At 67.8% G+C, this 15,805-nt stretch carries 13 protein-coding genes and 1 tRNA gene; 2 read left to right on the forward strand and 12 right to left on the reverse strand.

The genetic code is table 11. From position 1 onward, the window contains the following. The first annotated feature begins 81 nt into the window (after positions 1-81). Positions 82-636, forward strand: a complete 555-nt coding sequence (locus R2910_00125) for a hypothetical protein (protein ID MEZ4411374.1) — start codon at positions 82-84, stop codon at positions 634-636. 71 nt (positions 637-707) lie between these two features. On the opposite strand, the gene R2910_00130 is transcribed toward R2910_00125, so the two are convergent. The 9 genes from R2910_00130 to typA all read right to left on the reverse strand — a co-directional run bounded on the left by R2910_00130 (position 708) and on the right by typA (position 10,591). Then, positions 708-2,474 (reverse strand): chloride channel protein, encoded by a 1,767-nt coding sequence (locus tag R2910_00130; GenBank protein MEZ4411375.1) that lies wholly within the window; start codon positions 2,472-2,474, stop codon positions 708-710. Between the two features lie 120 nt (positions 2,475-2,594). Next, the gene (locus R2910_00135) at positions 2,595-4,478 is read right to left on the reverse strand and encodes a VWA domain-containing protein (protein MEZ4411376.1); all 1,884 of its coding nucleotides are present in this window, start codon (positions 4,476-4,478) and stop codon (positions 2,595-2,597) included. 117 nt (positions 4,479-4,595) lie between these two features. Next, entirely contained in the window at positions 4,596-5,432 is an 837-nt protein-coding gene (locus tag R2910_00140; GenBank protein ID MEZ4411377.1) for an AAA family ATPase, read from the reverse strand. 4 nt (positions 5,433-5,436) lie between these two features. Then, entirely contained in the window at positions 5,437-6,804 is a 1,368-nt protein-coding gene (locus tag R2910_00145) for a cbb3-type cytochrome c oxidase subunit I (protein ID MEZ4411378.1), read from the reverse strand. Positions 6,805-6,816: 12 nt separating this feature from the next. Next, positions 6,817-7,632 carry a c-type cytochrome gene (locus tag R2910_00150; protein ID MEZ4411379.1) on the reverse strand — a complete coding sequence of 272 codons (816 nt, stop codon included), beginning with the start codon at positions 7,630-7,632 and terminating at the stop codon, positions 6,817-6,819. A gap of 13 nt (positions 7,633-7,645) precedes the next feature. Then, positions 7,646-7,792: a hypothetical protein gene (locus tag R2910_00155; GenBank protein ID MEZ4411380.1), complete on the reverse strand. Its 147-nt coding sequence runs from the start codon at positions 7,790-7,792 to the stop codon at positions 7,646-7,648. A 489-nt stretch (positions 7,793-8,281) separates the two neighbouring features. Beyond that, positions 8,282-8,355, reverse strand: a tRNA-Ile gene (locus R2910_00160). Between the two features lie 87 nt (positions 8,356-8,442). Beyond that, entirely contained in the window at positions 8,443-8,685 is a 243-nt protein-coding gene (locus tag R2910_00165; protein ID MEZ4411381.1) for a hypothetical protein, read from the reverse strand. A 43-nt stretch (positions 8,686-8,728) separates the two neighbouring features. Beyond that, the gene (gene typA, locus R2910_00170; GenBank protein ID MEZ4411382.1) at positions 8,729-10,591 is read right to left on the reverse strand and encodes a translational GTPase TypA; all 1,863 of its coding nucleotides are present in this window, start codon (positions 10,589-10,591) and stop codon (positions 8,729-8,731) included. A 92-nt stretch (positions 10,592-10,683) separates the two neighbouring features. Here typA and R2910_00175 point away from each other — a divergent pair, with 92 nt between their 5' ends. Next, positions 10,684-12,081, forward strand: coding sequence for a hemolysin family protein (locus R2910_00175; protein MEZ4411383.1), 1,398 nt, complete (start codon positions 10,684-10,686; stop codon positions 12,079-12,081). Between the two features lie 3 nt (positions 12,082-12,084). Here the strand turns inward: R2910_00175 and pdxA are convergent, their stop codons facing one another. Genes pdxA through R2910_00190 form a run of 3 tightly spaced genes read right to left on the reverse strand, consistent with a single transcriptional unit; the run spans position 12,085 to position 15,784 of the window. Next, complete coding sequence (gene pdxA / locus R2910_00180) at positions 12,085-13,014, reverse strand: 4-hydroxythreonine-4-phosphate dehydrogenase PdxA (GenBank protein ID MEZ4411384.1); 930 nt, start codon at positions 13,012-13,014, stop codon at positions 12,085-12,087. Next, complete coding sequence (locus R2910_00185) at positions 13,011-14,327, reverse strand: peptidylprolyl isomerase (GenBank protein ID MEZ4411385.1); 1,317 nt, start codon at positions 14,325-14,327, stop codon at positions 13,011-13,013. The genes pdxA and R2910_00185 overlap by 4 nt, the downstream gene beginning before the upstream one ends. After that, positions 14,327-15,784, reverse strand: a complete 1,458-nt coding sequence (locus R2910_00190) for a peptidylprolyl isomerase (protein MEZ4411386.1) — start codon at positions 15,782-15,784, stop codon at positions 14,327-14,329. Before R2910_00190 ends, R2910_00185 begins: the two co-directional genes overlap by 1 nt. Positions 15,785-15,805: the final 21 nt, after the last annotated feature.

Consider the following 15,805-nt stretch of genomic DNA (forward strand, 5'->3'; position numbering starts at 1 on the left):
CCCCGCAGGCCCTGCAGGCCATCTCTTCCCCGCAGTATCGTCGCGACTGATGACCACGCCCGTGAGGAAGGAACGCCCATCATGTCACACACATCCACGGCGCCTCCACCGACAGCGCCGCTGATTCTGGCCGCCCTCCCCGGCCTCACGCTGGCGGTACTGACTCTATTGTTCGGCTTCGGCCTCGGGGGCATCTTCGGCCTCAACGAGGATGCCATCAGGTCGCGCCTCTCAGCCTCCGCGGCCGCCGTGCAGACATCGGTCTATCAGGGAGACGATGCCGAGGCCCGCGCTGTAGTCAACAAGTCTTGGTCGTACATGCAGCGCGCCCACTTGCACGCCGGAAGCCTCGGCACGGCGGCGGTGGCGCTAACTATCCTGGTCATCCTGCTCGGCACCTCGCCTGCCGTGACGCGGGCTATCAGCATCGGCCTCGGTGCCGGTGGGTTAGGGTACGCCGTCTTCTGGATGTGGGCCGGATTCCGGGCTCCCGCGCTCGGCAGCACCGGCGCCGCGAAGGAATCGCTGGAGTGGCTGGCCGTGCCATCGGCAGGGCTGCTCTTGGTGTCGACGGCCACCGTTGCCGTCCTGTGCCTCCTGGCACTGATGCGCCAGCGTCGACCTCCGGCAGGATGACGGATTCGAACACCGTCGGGGCGACCACCTGAATCTCAGGGTCGCCGCCCGCTACTTGCACCCGCTGATCGTCACCCCCACAGCGTCGCATCCGCCACCCGTTCCGTCTCGTCCAGTCGGCGCTCGTGCGCCGTCAGCAGGTCGCTCCGGGAAATAATCCCTACCACCCGGCCGGATCCATCCTCCGCCATGACCGGCAGGCGGCCGACCTTGGCCTGCACCATGCGATCCGCGGCGTCCCTGAGGGATTGGTGCCCCTGGACCACGATGGGCACCCGGCGAATCAGGCCACGGAGGAACGCATCCCCTGCCACCTCGGGATTCTGAATCTCCCGTCGGGTCAAGAGGCCGACCAGCCGGCCGTCGCTCTCAACAACTGGAAATCCCTGGTGAGTGGACGCCGTTTCCCCCGACAGCCAGGCCCGGGTCTCGGCAACGGTGGCATCGGCGGACAGGGTCACCACCGCCCGCGTCGCGTGGTCCCGCACAAGGAGACGTTCCAGGAAGTCCGCAGAGTACTCGGTGATGACTGGCGTGCCGCGCCGGGCGAGTCGCTCCGTCATGATGGTGTAGCGCATCGTCCGGAGTGAAATCAGGTAGGCACCGGTGCACCCTGCCAGCAGGGGAAGGAGCCCCATTGGCTGGTGCGTCGCCTCAAAGGCGAACACCACCGATGCGAGCAGCGCTCGGGAGGCCCCCGTGAACGCCGCCGCCATGCCGACGAGGCCCGCCACTCGCGGATCGATGCCGAGCATCGGGAGGACGGCGGCAGCCCCCGCACCCACCAACACCCCGGCGCCGCCGCCGATGGTGAAGAGCGGCGCGAGCGTTCCGCCGGCGGTCCCGCTGCCAAGGGCAATCGACCACGAGATGAGCTTGGCGACGACCAGCAGGAGCAGTGCCTGCCCCGCCAGGCTGCCGTCCAGCAACTGCTGGATGTTGTCGTACCCGACGCCGAGCGTCCGCGGGGAGAGGTATCCCATCAATCCCACCACGATCCCGCCGATGGCCGGCCACCACATCCAATGAATGGGGAGCCGTTCGAAGGCGTCCTCGATGCGGTAAAGCCCCTTGGTGATCACAACGCCCAGCCAGCCAATCAGGACGCCGATGACGGTGTAGGCGGCCAGGGCCATCCCCGACGGGGTCGCGATGAACTCCATCGGGAAGACCGCCGCCGGGCCATGCACGGCAATGCGGAATCCGGCGGCGGCAGCCGAGGCCAGGGCCACCGGGGCCAGCGAGCGCGGGCGATACTCGAAGAGGAGAAGTTCCACGGCGAGGAGGGTCGCGGAAACGGGGGAGCCGAAGACGGCGGACATGCCAGCCGCCGCGCCGGCCGCCAGCAGAGTTTTTCGTTCGTCGGCGGTGACGCGAAGCGCCTGTCCCACGAGCGAGCCCAGCGCGCCGCCCGAGGCGATGATCGGGCCCTCCGCGCCGAAGGGACCACCGGTGCCAATCGAAATGGCGCTCCCGACAGGTTTCAACAGGGTGACACGGGGCGGTATCCGGCTTTCGCCCACCAGGACCCGCTCCATGACTTCGGGAATGCCGTGGCCACGGATGGCAGGCGAACCCCAGCGCGCCAGCACGCCCACAATCAGCCCACCAACCACCGGCACGACAATCACCCAGGCACCGAGGGCGTTGCCGGCGGGTGACGTGAAGGCGAGTGACCACCGCCCGTAGAAGCTCAGATTGGTGACGAGTCCGATGAGCGCCATGAGCGCCTCGGCCAGCACGCCGGCACCGAGGGCAATGACAATGGCCAGCCCCGACACCAGGAGGAGGCGTCGGTCGGCCAGCGGCGCGGATTCAGGGGCGGAGTGCGTCGACATTGATGGCAACGAAAATAGCACCGTCCGGGAAGATGTTGCAGCACCCGATGAATGGATGGAGGCGCCCGGTTTGCGTGCAACAGCGTGCCGGGCCCATACCGGCATCGGCCCGGCCTGGCGTCACCGGCGGACCAGCCCGCGAAGGAGACTCGTCAGGACGCTCGGCAACTGTGTCGGCCGCGAAAGTACGGTAAAGTGGCGCCCGAAGATCCGGGTGGCGTACGTCGGGGCCTGCCGGTCCACGGTGAGACAGGACACGTGAACGCCCTGCATCCGCGCCTCCGCGACCGCCATGCGCGTGTCTTCAATCCCATAGCGGCCCTCGTATTCATCGACGTCGTTTGGGCGCCCATCAGAGAGAAGGAGCAGCAACCGATGCCGGACGGGTTGCTGCACCAGGGAGGCGGTGGCGTGCCGAAGGGCGGCCCCCGTCCGCGTGTATCCATCCGCCTCGAGGCCCGCGATTCGCCGACGAACGGCTGCCATCCCGGTCGGCTCCCCGAAGCGTTTCAGTACGCGGACGACGACCCGGGATGGCCCTTCGCTCGAGAAGGCCAGCACCGCGTGTGGGTCGCCCAGCGCGGCGAGGGCCTCCACCACCACCAGGAGCGCCTCCTTCTCCACGTCGATGATCCGTTGCTGCCCGGTGACCCACCCATCGGTGGAGGCGCTGACATCAACCAGCAGCGCGATGCCGGTGTCTCGCTGCATTGGACGCACGTCGATGTAGAAGCGATCATCGGCGGTGCTCCCGGCCCGGCGGTCGGCGTGCGCGGCGACCAGGGCATCCACATCCAGTTCGGCGCCGTCCGGTTGCCGCCGGAGCGCGATCCGCCGGGGCCGGAGCAGCTCGAAATCGCGACGCACAGCGCGGATCATGGAGGCATGTCGGCGCAGTGTGCGACTCACCCACGCTTCCTCGCCATCCTCGGCCAGCCGCTCGCGAAGCACGCACGCCCGCGATCGATAGGCCGCCGCCCGCCAGTCCCATTCGGGATACACCAGGCCACCCGGTCCGGCCGCCGCAGCGGCCCCCGGGACGCGAGCGAGTGGATTTTCGCCGGCCAGAATCTCCGAGACGGGGCCTGGCCGGCGGACCAGCCGTGCCTCAGGCAACTCTGCGAGCATATCCGCCAGATCGCCCGGGTCGGCCTGGTCATCCCGATCGGCGGGTCGCTGCAGCCCGGCGGGATCCTCTGCCTTCTCCTGCACGTCATCGGCTCGCACCATCCAGGTTCCCGGCGTGTCGTCGTCTTCGTCGGAGTCGGCGTCCCGAGTGCGCGGGCGCCGAGGAAGGATTCGACTTCGGCCCGCGGCGGGAGCGGCATCACCCGCGCCGGTCGGGGTCGATGCCGGCGCCGTGTCCGACACGTCCTCAATGGCTCCCCAGAGCGGCACGGGGGCCATCCCGCGATAGGGACCGGCGAGCGCGGACACCCTCTGCTGGTGGGCAACGGCCCAGGCGCACGAATGGGCCGCAGTGGCAGCCTCGACAAAAGGCGGCGGCGGTCCAGTCGGATCGGCAGCGAGCAGCGCGAGCACCAGTCGTTCCACCGCGCGGTCCTGCTCGGACATCCGTCCTCGTTCCGGCCGGGTTGACGCCGCGTCCCGTCTCGCCTCCCTGAACTCCTCGGTGAGACGGGGTAACATCCGCAGGAGCCAAGCGTCGATGGCCGCCGCCTCTGCGAGGAAGTAGAGATCCCGGACCAGCGTGTCCCGTCGGGGTGCGGCGATTCGGGTGCCCCGGTGCGCCCGCGCCGCCTGTTCGAGGGCCAACAGCCGATAGCGGCCAGCCACCCGGGCCTCCGGCAGCGAGTCAAGACGGTCGGGCAGCCGAATCTGATTTCCTTGAAGCGATGCGATGGGAACGGAAGGGGTTCGGTGCGCCACGCGACGGTGGGCGACCCTGGCGAGAAAGCTTGGCAGCGCCGGTGCCTCTGCCACACCGATGTCGGGTGCGTCGGGAAAGACGGCAGCGATGAAGAGTTCCAGACGCCGGCGCAATTCACGGAGACCCGGAGGCTGAGGGGTGCCATCGGCACGTCGTGCCCAGAGCTCCCGCACCAGCTTTGTAGCGTAGAGCGCACCCTCGGCGAGTACGTCCTCGGGCTCCGCCACCCGCTAGAAAGTCGCGGCGATCAAGTCGCCGATGGCGGCGAGGAGGTCGGGATCGTCCGTGAGCGGCCCCATCAGAGCCACGCGGGTGGCCTGTGCCGGGGCGATACCGCCGGCGATGAGGCGTGCGGTGGCCACGAGGAGCCGGCTGCTGGGGACTTCGACAAGTCCACGGTCCCGGAGCCGCCGGATCCGTTGGGCCAGCTCCACCAGCGCGGCCGCCGTGCCGTGATCCACCCCACCCTCGTGCGCCACGACCCGACCCTCCACCTCGGGAGGGGGGAAATCGAATTCGAGGGCGACAAAGCGCTGGCGCGTACTCGGCTTGAGGTCCTTCAGGACGTGCTGGTATCCGGGATTGTAGGACACCACGAGCTGAAAGCCCGGCGCGGCCTCAATCAACTCGGACGTCTTCTCGACCGGCAGCATCCGGCGGTCGTCTGTCAGGGGATGGATAACCACGATGACATCCTGCCGCGCCTCGACGACCTCGTCGAGGTAGCAAATCGCCCCGAGGCGGGCGGCGCGCGCCAGCGGCCCGTCCTGCCAGGATGTCTCCCCGCCCCGGACCAGCCATCGTCCGGTGAGATCGCTGGCCGACAAATCGTCGTGGCAGGCCACGGTCACGAGGGGGCGGTTGAGCCGCCAGGCCATGTGCTCGACGAACCGCGTCTTGCCGCACCCGGTCGGTCCCTTGAGCATGACGGCCAATCCCCGGCGGTGGCATTCGCCGAAAATCGTGACCTCATCTCCGACCGGCAGATAGTAGGGCTCCGCTCCGCCCGGATGGCGCAGCCCGTCCGGCAGCGTCCGCGCGGACGCGGAAAGCCCCTGCGCGCTCACTTCATCATTCTGGGGTGCCTGCCCCCGCCGCCGGCCAATTGGCGAGCCGGGTGGACCGCCGGGGCGCCAGGAGGAAGAAATCGTAGAGATAGAGCGCGACGCCCAGCACGAACACCAGGCCGGTGGCCAGCACCATCAGGAAATGGACTTGGATCTTCTGCTGGGTCTGTAGGTAGCCGATGCCCAGGACCCGCTCGAGGTAGGTCTGGCCGATCCCGGCCGCCGCGAATGCCATGGTCATGCCGAACATGCCGCCGACCTGCAGCCAGAACGCCCAGATCCCCGCGGAGGAATCGGTGTGCTCTTCGTCGTGACCGAAGAGTCCCGGCGCCGCGTACGTGATCATCGCCAGGACGATCATCACGTAGGCGCCAAAGAACGCCATGTGTCCGTGCATCGCAGTGATCATCGTGCCGTGCGTCCACTTGTTGACGGACGGCCAGGTGTGCGCCAGTCCCAGCACCCCGGCGCCCAGCGCAGAGAACACGGCGCTCCCGATGGTCCAGTGCAGGGCCAGGCGGTTCGGGTGACTCAGGCCTGAGCGCCGCATGGCCATGTACGCGTAGACCGCCATGCCGAGGAAGGCGAGCGGCTCCAGCGCGCTGAAGAACGCGCCGAGGGGCAGCCAGTAGGCGGGCACACCGACCCAGTAGTAATGGTGGGCGGTCCCCAGGATCCCGGCGATGAAGGTGAGTCCGACGATCACGTACAGCCACTTCTCCATGACCTCGCGGTCGGCGCCGGAGAGGCGGATCAGGAGATACGCCAGGAGACCCCCCTGCACCATTTCCCAGACGCCCTCGACCCAGAGGTGCACCGTCCACCAGCGGTAGTAGATGCTGACGGTGTAATTGTTGAACGTGAGGAGCGCTGGCAGGTAGAGCAGCGCCGTCAGCGCCAGCCCCGCCACCAGGACCCCCTCCGTGGTGGTGAGCTTCCGAGCCTTCCAGATCGTCATGCCGATGTTGTAGAGGAACATCAACATCACGACCACGATCGCGAGCTTCACCGGCATCGGCTGTTCGAGCAGCTTGTTGCCCTCGGTCCAGCCAAAGAGATATCCGACCACCGCCGTCACCCCGGCCAGGGTCCAGAGCCCGAGCTGCCAAAAGGCGAGTCGCGGCGAGTACAGTTCCGTCCGCGATTCCTCCGGCACCAGCCAGTACGTCGCGCCCATGAATCCGGTCAGCACCCACACCAGCAGCAGGTTGGTGTGGATCTCCTTGCTCACATCAAACGGCAGGATGGCCTGGATGGGGTCGGGCCCGAGGTACTTGGTGATGGACAGAATGCCGAACACCATCTGGAGGCCGAACAGGAGCAGGGCGACGACGAAGTAGGGATAGGCGACGGCCTGCGTGCGATAACGCATGTCCGCTCCGGACTACTTGAGAGTCATGAGGTAGGCGACCAGTGCATCGATCTGCGCAGGTTGCAGCGATTGGTCGAAGCCGGACGGCATGAGCGACTGACCGTTGCTGGAAAAGTTTGCTCCCGGCACCAGGAACGCGTTCGGGTCCACGATCGACTCGCGGATGTACGTCGCGGCGTCCTTCGCCTGGCCCTGGTATGCCGTGCTCGTGACGATCTCGCTTGCCGTCCTCGCGATGCCCGCGAGCGAGGGCCCCACCATGTTCACCCCTGGCGACGTGGAATGACAGGCAAAGCACCCGGGCGGGGACTGGCCGAACAGCGCCTGCCCCACGGCCACTGGATCGGTCGACGCCGCCTCCGGCGATGCCCCACCGATGTCCGCCCCGGGAATTGCGCTGCCCGAGACGAGGATGGGCCGGGGAGGCCAGCCGTGGGTGTCGATGTTCCCGACCCACTCCAGGAACGCGATGACCTCGGCAATCTCCTGGGGCGACAGGTTGAGGTTCGGCATGAGGCGCCGGTCCCGCTCCGCACTGTAGAACTTGGCGGGGTCCGCGAGGAAGGCGCTGAGGTACGCGGTCCCCCGCTGCTGCGCAATCTTGGTCAGGTCGGGCGCGTAGTACGCGCCCTCCCCAAGCAGCGTATGACAGTTGATGCAGTTCTTCCGGTGCCAAACATGCTTCCCGGCCAGCACCTCGGGCGTGATTTGGTCGCTGTGCGTCAGCGCCGGAAACTGCCGATGACTATCGACGGTCAGCACGACGAAGATGAGGGAAAACAGCACCGTAGACCCGAGAAAGAATGCGCGCGTCTGTCGTTTGGTCATGAGGCCACCTGAGTCACACGCCGATCCGTGGGAAGTACTGGAGAGCCATGAAGCCACCATAGCCGGCGGCGGCGGCCATCAAGAGAAGCATAGAAACGCAGAGCGCCTTGGTGAGGCGCGAATCGGCTCCAGCGACCGGTGCTGCGGGAGTATGCTCCATCACTGATCTCCAGGTCGTCAGGCGCGTGCCGTGGATTGGCTGAGGGCAGACGCGATAGCATATCACCCGCCCGGTGGTCGCGCAAGCCGCGTCCGGCGTTCCAGCACCGGACCGCAGATGCGCCGGCGTCGGGATTGTTCTGCGCTCACCCCTTCCGGGAACCAGCGGTCCACCCTGAGGTCGGCGATGACCCGCTTGGAGCAGACGCGCTCCACTTCGAGTGGCGTGAGGCGCTTCGCCCGATCCGGATTGAGGCACCAAGCTGTCTGCGTCAGCGGGAGCAGTCACGAGGCCCCCGGGTGCTCCTGGGACCCGCATATCAACAGAGGGATCAGGCCGTGCAGGGCGGATGCGGAACGCGCTCGACTCGAGAATTCGCCTCAAAGCCTGAGCAACCGCGAAAGGAACCGCGAAAGAACGCAACTCGGGCACGAAACAGAAACCCCGCAGCAGCACCTAAGCTGTTGCGGGGTCGATATTTCAGATCAGTGGGCCTGGGAGGAGTTGAACCTCCGACCTCACGCTTATCAGGCGTGCGCTCTAACCACCTGAGCTACAGGCCCGGTTCGCCGGCCACCTTCGGCCAGCCCGGGGAGGCGGTAGGATAACGGCGCTGCGGGGCCGATGCAACTTTGGCGGCCCCACGGCCGCTACTCGTCCCAGTCGCCCCCGCGCTTGCGGCGTGGCTTCGGATCGTCGTCGTCATCGATGTCGAATTCCTCGTCATCGATGTCGTCATCTTCCGCGTCCTCGTCGTCGAGATCCTCGTCGTCGAGATCGTCCTCGTCCTCGTCGTCATCAAAACTGAAACCATCATCCTCGAACTCGTCGGCATCCTCGTCAAATCGGGGCTTCCTGCCCACGACCGCGGTCGACGTCTCCCAGGCCCACATAACTCCCTCCGGCGATAAGTGACTGACTGGCATCCTGCGACACTCAGGAAGCGTCGGCCACGCGGCTGGCGCGGCTGGCTCGCTTCCGGTCGATCGCCGAGAGGTTCCGCTTGCGGAGCCGGATCGTCTTCGGCGTGACTTCGATCAGTTCATCCTCCTCGATGTACTCGAGGCCATACTCCAGCGTGATGTCCCGCGGCGGCTCCAGGATGATGTTGTCGTCCGACGCGGTGGTCCGCATGTTCGACAACTTCTTTTCCTTGGTGACGTTCACGTCGAGGTCGCCGGGCCGGCTGTTCTCCCCCGCGATCATCCCCTCGTACACCTGGTCGCTCGGTGCCACGAACATCTGCGCCCGCTCCTGCAGGTTGCCGAGCGCGAAGGCGACCACGCTGCCCTCGCGGTCCGCCACCAGTACGCCCCGCTTCCGTCCGGCCAGCGGTCCCGCCCACGGTCCGTAATCGAGGAACCGGTGATGGATGAGGCCGGTGCCGCGAGTGTCGGTCAGGAACTCCGACCGGTAGCCGAAGAGGCCGCGCGCCGGGATCCGGAACATCATGCGGACCATGCCCTGCCCCGGGTTCTTCAGCTCCAGCATTTCGCTGCGCCGGGGCCCGAGCTTCTCGATGACCGCCCCCATGTACTCCTCGGGCACGTCGATCATCAGCTCCTCGTACGGCTCCTGCCGCTCGCCGTTCGGGCCGACCTTCGTGATGACTCGGGGCCGTGAAACCTGGAACTCGAAGCCCTCGCGCCGCATCGTCTCCATCAGGATAGCCAGGTGCAGCTCGCCACGGCCGGACACGGTGTGCGTGTCGGGACTCTCGGTCGGCTCCACCTTCAGCGCCACGTTCCGCTCCAGCTCCTTGAAGAGTCGGTCCCGGACCTGACGGCTGGTGACGAACTTGCCCTCGCGACCGGCGAACGGGCTGTTGTTGACGATGAAGTCCACCGAAATGGTGGGCTCCTCGACCGCGATGCCCTCCATGCGATCGAGGTGGTCGATCGCCGTGACCGTCCGGCCGATTTCGATCCCCTCCAGCCCGGCCAGTACCACGATGTCGCCCGCCACCGCCTCCTGCACTTCCACCCGGTGCAGGCCATCGATAGTGTAGAGCTTCGTGATGCGGCTCCGCTCCACCGCCTCCTCCGGTCCCACAAGGCCGGGGGCCCCGATCGGCAGCAGCGCCACCTGGTCGCCCACCTTCAGCGTCCCCCGCTCGATCCGCCCGATCCCCATCCGCCCAAGGAAGGTCGTGAAGTCGAGGGTGGAGATGAGCATCTGGAACGGACCGTTGGCGTCGCTGCTCGGCGGCGGCACGTGGGCCAGGATGGCGTCGAACAGCGGCGCCAGGTCGGGGCCCGGCTCGTCGAGCTCCGCCGTGGCCGTCCCGTGGCGGCTCGAGGTGTAGAGGAACGGCGCGTCCAGCTGCTCGTGGCTCGCCTCGAGGTCGATGAACAACCCCAGGACCTCGTCATGCACCCGCATCGGCTCGGCGTCCGGCCGGTCGATCTTGTTGATGGCCACGATCGGAAGCAGCCCCAGATCCAGTGCCTTCCGGGTGACGAATCGCGTCTGCGGCATCGGCCCCTCGGCGGCGTCCACCAGGATCAGGACCCCGTCGACCATCCGCAGGATCCGCTCGACCTCGCCACCGAAGTCGGCGTGGCCGGGGGTGTCCACGATGTTGATCTTGACACCCTTCCACCGCACGGCCGTGTTCTTGGCCAGGATGGTGATGCCCCGCTCCCGCTCGAGCGGGTTGGAATCCATGACGCGCTCGTCCACCTGCTGGTTGGCCCGGAAGGCCCCCGCCTGACGAAGCATCTGGTCCACCAGCGTGGTCTTGCCGTGGTCCACGTGCGCGATGATTGCGATGTTGCGAATCTGCTCTGTACCCGCCATTTGCCCCTGCACTTCATTCGAGACTGCGTACCAGACCCCATTCCACCCCCTCCCAACGGCGGCATATATAGCGCAGTCCACTGGCGGGAGCAATGGCCAGAGCCCCCCGGGGAAGGGGGCAAAACCTCGCGGGGGAACGGGAGGGCCGCTACCTTGCCGGAATGGACCCGTCCACCACACCCGCCATCGGCACCGGACTCATCGCCGTCGTCCTCCTCGTCCTCGCCAACGCCTACTTCGTGGCGGCCGAATTTGCCCTCGTCGGCGCACGCCGCACCCGGCTCGACGAAATGGCCCAGTCCGGCGATCGCAAGGCGGCGCTGGCCCGGCGGGCGGTGCGCCACCTCGACCGGTACATCTCGGCCACCCAGCTCGGGATCACCCTGGCCTCCCTCGGCCTGGGCTGGATCGGGAAGCCGGCCCTGGCCGGCCTCCTCGACGGGCTCTTTGCCTTCCTCCCCGAGCCCGCCGCGGTCTGGACCACCCATGCCGTCTCCGCCGCCACCGCCTTCGCCATCATCACGGCCCTGCACATCGTCCTCGGCGAGCTGGTCCCCAAGTCCCTTGCCCTGCTGTATCCGGAGGACGTGAGCCGCTGGGTGGCCGGCCCGCTGATCGGATTCGGGTGGCTCATGGCCGGGCCGATCTCGCTGCTCAACGGCACCGCGAACTGGCTGCTCGGCCTCTTCAAGATCCACCCCCGCGGCGACCACGAACGCCTCCACTCGACCGAGGAAATCCGGATGCTGGTCGAGCAGAGCCAGGTCGGCGGCACCATGGAGTCGGAAGACGCGCGGCTCCTCGAAGGCGTCTTCGAGTTCAGCGAGAAGTCCGCTGAAGAGGTGATGACGCCACGCACCCAGATCGTTGCACTCCCCGCCGACCTGCCGGTCACGGAAGCCGCCGACGTCATCGCCGAGGCGGGCCGCTCCCGGTATCCGGTCTACGTCTCGAGCCTCGACGAGATCACCGGCGTGGTGCTGGCCAAGGATGTCCTCCGCGCCCTGCGGGCCAACCCCACCGCCACGGTCGGCAGTATCAAGCGCGAACCGCTGTTCGTGCCCGGCACCCGCGAAGTCGAGGACGTCCTGACCGACATGAAGCGGCTGAAGACGCACTTCGCGGTCGTCCTCGACGAATACGGCGGCACGGCGGGGCTGGTGACGATGGAAGACCTGCTGGAGGAAATTGTCGGCGAAATCTTCGACGAGCACGATGTGCCGGACGAATTGACGCCGGCAGCCGGCGGCTCCCCGCTCCTCGAGGGCGCCATGACCCTCTCCGAATTCAACGACCAGTGGGACGCCGAGCTCGACGACCGGAACTACACCACGCTGGGGGGATTTCTCTTCGGCGAGCTGGGCCGGCTCCCCCGGGTCGGGGACCGGGTCGTGGTGGGACCACGGACCTTCGAGATCGTGTCGATGGAGGGGCGAAGGGTCAACGAAGTGAGGATGACCGTCGAGGAGGCAAGAGAGGCAAGTCCCTGAGTCCTAGAGGTGTGTTGCCGCCTTTCCGGCCAGCTGCACCGCCAGTTCAATCGCCGCCCGCATGCTCCCCGCGTCCGCCTTCCCCGTCCCCGCAATGTCGAACGCCGTGCCATGGTCGGGGCTGGTCCGCGGGAAGGGCAGTCCCAGCGTCACGTTCACGGCCTGCCCGAACGACGCCACCTTGATGGCGGTCATTCCCACGTCGTGATACGGCGCCAGCACGGCGTCGAACTCTCCCCGCATCGCCCGCACAAAGACGGTATCCGCCGGCAGCGGCCCGGCGGCCCCCAGCGCCCTGGCGGCCGGCCGGAGCACCCGCTCGTCTTCATCACCGAACAGCCCTCCTTCACCGGCATGTGGATTGAGGGCGCAGACCGCGAGCCGCGGCTCGGCCACGCCGAACCAGTCGCGGAGCCCGGCCAGCGTGACCCGCCCGGCGCGCACCACCCGTTCCTGGGTGACCATGGCCGGCACGTCGCGCAGCGCGATGTGCGTGGTGACGAGCACCACCCGCAACCGGTCCGAGGCGAGCATCATCGCCACGTCGACTCCCCCCGCCAGGTCGGCCAGCCACTCGGTGTGACCCGGCCAGGCAAACCCCGCCTGGTGGAGCGCATGCTTGTGCACCGGGCCGGTGACGATGGCATCCACCTCCCCGGCCAGGGCCAGGCTCGCCGCGCGCTCGATGGCGTGGCCCGCGAGCCGCCCCGCCTGCACCACGCGCGAGGGGCCCGGGGTCACGGAGCGTTGCTCTCCGGAGCCCAGGCCCCAAGGTCCCACGATGATCCGGTGGTCGGCCCGCACCGCGGCGACTTGGTCGTCGGCGCCGAGGACGGTAATTTCCGCGTCCAGCGGCGCTTCGAGGGCGCGGGCGACGATTTCGGGCCCGATCCCGCGTGGATCGCCGAGGGTGACGGCGATCCGCGGCCTCACAGCTCCCGCACCTCGACGTACGCCGACCGGCGCAGCTGCTGGATGTACTTCTGCTCGGCGAGCTGCGCACTCAGCATGTTGCGAATGCCGTCGCGGACATCGGCGTAGGAGACATCCCCTTCTGCCGACCGGCCGATCACGTACGCCACGACATACTTGCTTCGATTGTTGGGGGCCTCCAGCACGAACACCGGCGCCACGCTGCCCGAGTCGACGTTGGCGAGCGCGGCCTGATAGGCGGGCGGCAGCTGGGTGAACGGCACCCCCTTCGCCTCCCGCTCCTCCGCCTGGTCGTGGAACTTGCGCTGGAGGGAGTCGAAGGATGCACCGTTCCGGATTGCCGCCGCCAGACTGTCCGCCAGCGCATGGGCCAGCTGCGCGTCGGCCTCGGTGACCGCCGGCATGATGAGGATGTGCCGGACGTCGATCTCGGAGGGCTGTGCCCGCTTCACCTGGATGATGTGATACCCGAAGGGAGACTCGACCGGCCGTGAGATGGTGCCGGGCTTGAGTGCGAAGGCCGCCTTCTCGAACTCCGGCGCGAGGGGCGGGCCGCGCCGAAGCCAGCCGAGGTCGCCCCCCTGCTGGGCGGAGCCCGGATCCTGCGAAAACCGTCGGGCGGCTGTGGCGAAGTCGGCGCCATCCTGCAGCGCCACCATGATCGAGTCCGCCAGCGCCAACGCCTTGGCCTTGGCCGCCGAATCGGCTTTCGGCGCAACGACGATTTGCTCGAAGGAGATCGTGGCCGGGCGCTTGCCCAGCTTCGCCTTCTGCGTCTCGTAGAAGTCTTTCATCTGCTGTTCGGTCGGGGACACCGGCTTGAGCTTGTCCCGTTCACGGAGCGAGTTCTTGAGCGCCTCTTCCAGCGCGACCCGCCGCTGCTGCTCCGTCAGCCACCGCCGGTATTCCTCGGGGCTCCCGAACCCGGCTTTTTTGAGCTCGTTGCGGTAATCCACCTCGCTGGTGAACCCGTCCCGGACCCGCTTGATCTGCTGGTCCACCCGGGCCGCCACTTCCTGGTCGGTCACCTTGATCGAGGTGTCCCGCAACGCTTCCTGCACCATCAATTCCTGGTTGATCAACTGCTCGAGCGCCGCCGCCCTGAGAGCGTGCATGGCGGCCGAGTCCCCCTCGGGGAGCTTTGCCCCCTGCGCAAGTTGCGCGAAAAGCGCCTCGTCCACCTGCGAGGCCAGCAACGGCTTGTTGCCGACCACCGCGACCACCCGGTCGACGACGACCGGTTCCCCCTGGGCGGCTGCCGGGGCAGCCCCCAGGAGGACCAGGCACGCAACGAGGAGCGAGGTCCGTCTCATCAGGGCTGGCTGCCTCCCACCGGCGGCGGGCCGGCGGCGGGCTGGACGCCCTGACCCGGTCCGACCGGGCCAGGGGCTCCGCCGGCTCCTGGGCCACCAGGTCCGCCGTTCGCGGCCTGCGCTGCGGCCGCAAGTTGCACCGCCCGGGCGAGCCCGGCCTGGCTCAACTTGCCGCCCTCCTGCTCCCGCAGCACCTGGCCAAGCGCCCCCGGCAGCGGGCGCAGTCGGGTGCGCTGGTCGAAGAGCTGGTTGAAGAAGTCATCGACGCGAAGCTGCGCGACCTTTTCCCGATCGGCGACCGGCGCGGTCGGGTCGGTCACGTCGGGCCCGAGCCCGATGGTCAGCTTGAGGGTGTCGATCACGGCGTCGTAACTCGCCCGCATGGCGCTCCACTGGTCGGCTGGCAGCGTAATGCCCGCGGAGTCCGCCTGCGCCAGCAGGAGCTGGTTGGTAGAGAGCGCCTTGGCGAACTGGTTCAGCTGCTCGTCACTGGCCTGCGCGACCTGCGTCCCGAACTGCGGCGGCAGTGCGCTGAGCCAGCGGAGGTATTCGCCCACCGTGAGCTTGCCACCCCTGTACGTGGAGATGGCCTTCTTCGACTTCTGGTTGCCGCTCTTGTCGGCCAGCCCAGAGCGCATCAACGCCGGGGCGTCGGAGGAGATCTTGAGGTCGTATTGGATGGAGAGACTGTCCATGTAGATGCTGTCCAGCCGGCGGGTGGCCTCCTGGGTCAGGTAGGCCAGCACCTTGTCGCGGGAATCCTCCATCGTTGGGCGACGGATGATGTGGTAGCCGAATGGCGTCTCGACCAGTCCCGTCATCTGGCCTGGGTTCAGGCGCCAGGCGGCGGAGTCGAAGGCCGTGACATAGGCGCCCGGCTTGGCGGGCGGCAGCCAGCCGCCGTTCGCCTTGCTGCCCGGATCGTCCGAGAGCTGGGAGGCGAGCAGGTCGAAATTGGCTCCCTGCTGGAGCTGATTGAGCGCAAGCTGCGCCTTCTTCCGCGCCGCGGCGCGCTCCTCGGGCGAGGCCGTCGCCTGGACACCGATCAGGATGTGCTGGAGCACGCGGACCGTGTCGGCAAGGTAGAGGCTGTCCGCCGCACTCGGGGAAAGCTGCTGCCGTCGGGCGGCGAGCGTGTCGTACCAGATCGCTCCCTTCGCCTCGGCCACCTGGGGCCAGAGCACGGCGGCGACCGTCGCCGAGTCGGTCTTGAGCGTCCCGCGCGCCACGGCCTGAGAGAAGAGCGTGTAGTCGCTCCACACCGAGGCGATGAACTCGGCGGTCTCGGCGTTCATCTGGGCGCCCTTGGCCTTCCCCATCATCGCCGCCAGGTCCTCGGCGGGGAGGGTCTGGCCGGCGGCGGTGGCGGCGACATCGGCGTGGGCCGAGAAGAGGTCGCCGAAATTTGAACAGCCGGCGAGTACGAGCACGCTGGCTGCCAGCACGATCCTGCGCATGTTTTCTCCAGTTTGGAAGTT

It is taken from the genome of Gemmatimonadales bacterium (assembly GCA_041390145.1).
Classification (GTDB): domain Bacteria; phylum Gemmatimonadota; class Gemmatimonadetes; order Gemmatimonadales; family GWC2-71-9; genus SPDF01.

Bases quoted from the DNA above. Each gene is read 5' to 3' on its own strand.
- R2910_00130 (MEZ4411375.1), bottom strand. From the start codon at position 2,474: ATGTCGACGCACTCCGCCCCTGAATCCGCGCCGCTGGCCGACCGACGC.
- R2910_00190 (MEZ4411386.1), bottom strand. From the start codon at position 15,784: ATGCGCAGGATCGTGCTGGCAGCCAGCGTGCTCGTACTCGCCGGCTGT.
- R2910_00125 (MEZ4411374.1), top strand. From the start codon at position 82: ATGTCACACACATCCACGGCGCCTCCACCGACAGCGCCGCTGATTCTG.
- R2910_00175 (MEZ4411383.1), top strand. From the start codon at position 10,684: ATGGCCAGAGCCCCCCGGGGAAGGGGGCAAAACCTCGCGGGGGAACGG.
- typA (MEZ4411382.1), bottom strand. From the start codon at position 10,591: ATGGCGGGTACAGAGCAGATTCGCAACATCGCAATCATCGCGCACGTG.
- R2910_00150 (MEZ4411379.1), bottom strand. From the start codon at position 7,632: ATGACCAAACGACAGACGCGCGCATTCTTTCTCGGGTCTACGGTGCTG.
- R2910_00185 (MEZ4411385.1), bottom strand. From the start codon at position 14,327: ATGAGACGGACCTCGCTCCTCGTTGCGTGCCTGGTCCTCCTGGGGGCT.
- R2910_00155 (MEZ4411380.1), bottom strand. From the start codon at position 7,792: ATGGAGCATACTCCCGCAGCACCGGTCGCTGGAGCCGATTCGCGCCTC.
- R2910_00165 (MEZ4411381.1), bottom strand. From the start codon at position 8,685: ATGTGGGCCTGGGAGACGTCGACCGCGGTCGTGGGCAGGAAGCCCCGA.
- R2910_00145 (MEZ4411378.1), bottom strand. From the start codon at position 6,804: ATGCGTTATCGCACGCAGGCCGTCGCCTATCCCTACTTCGTCGTCGCC.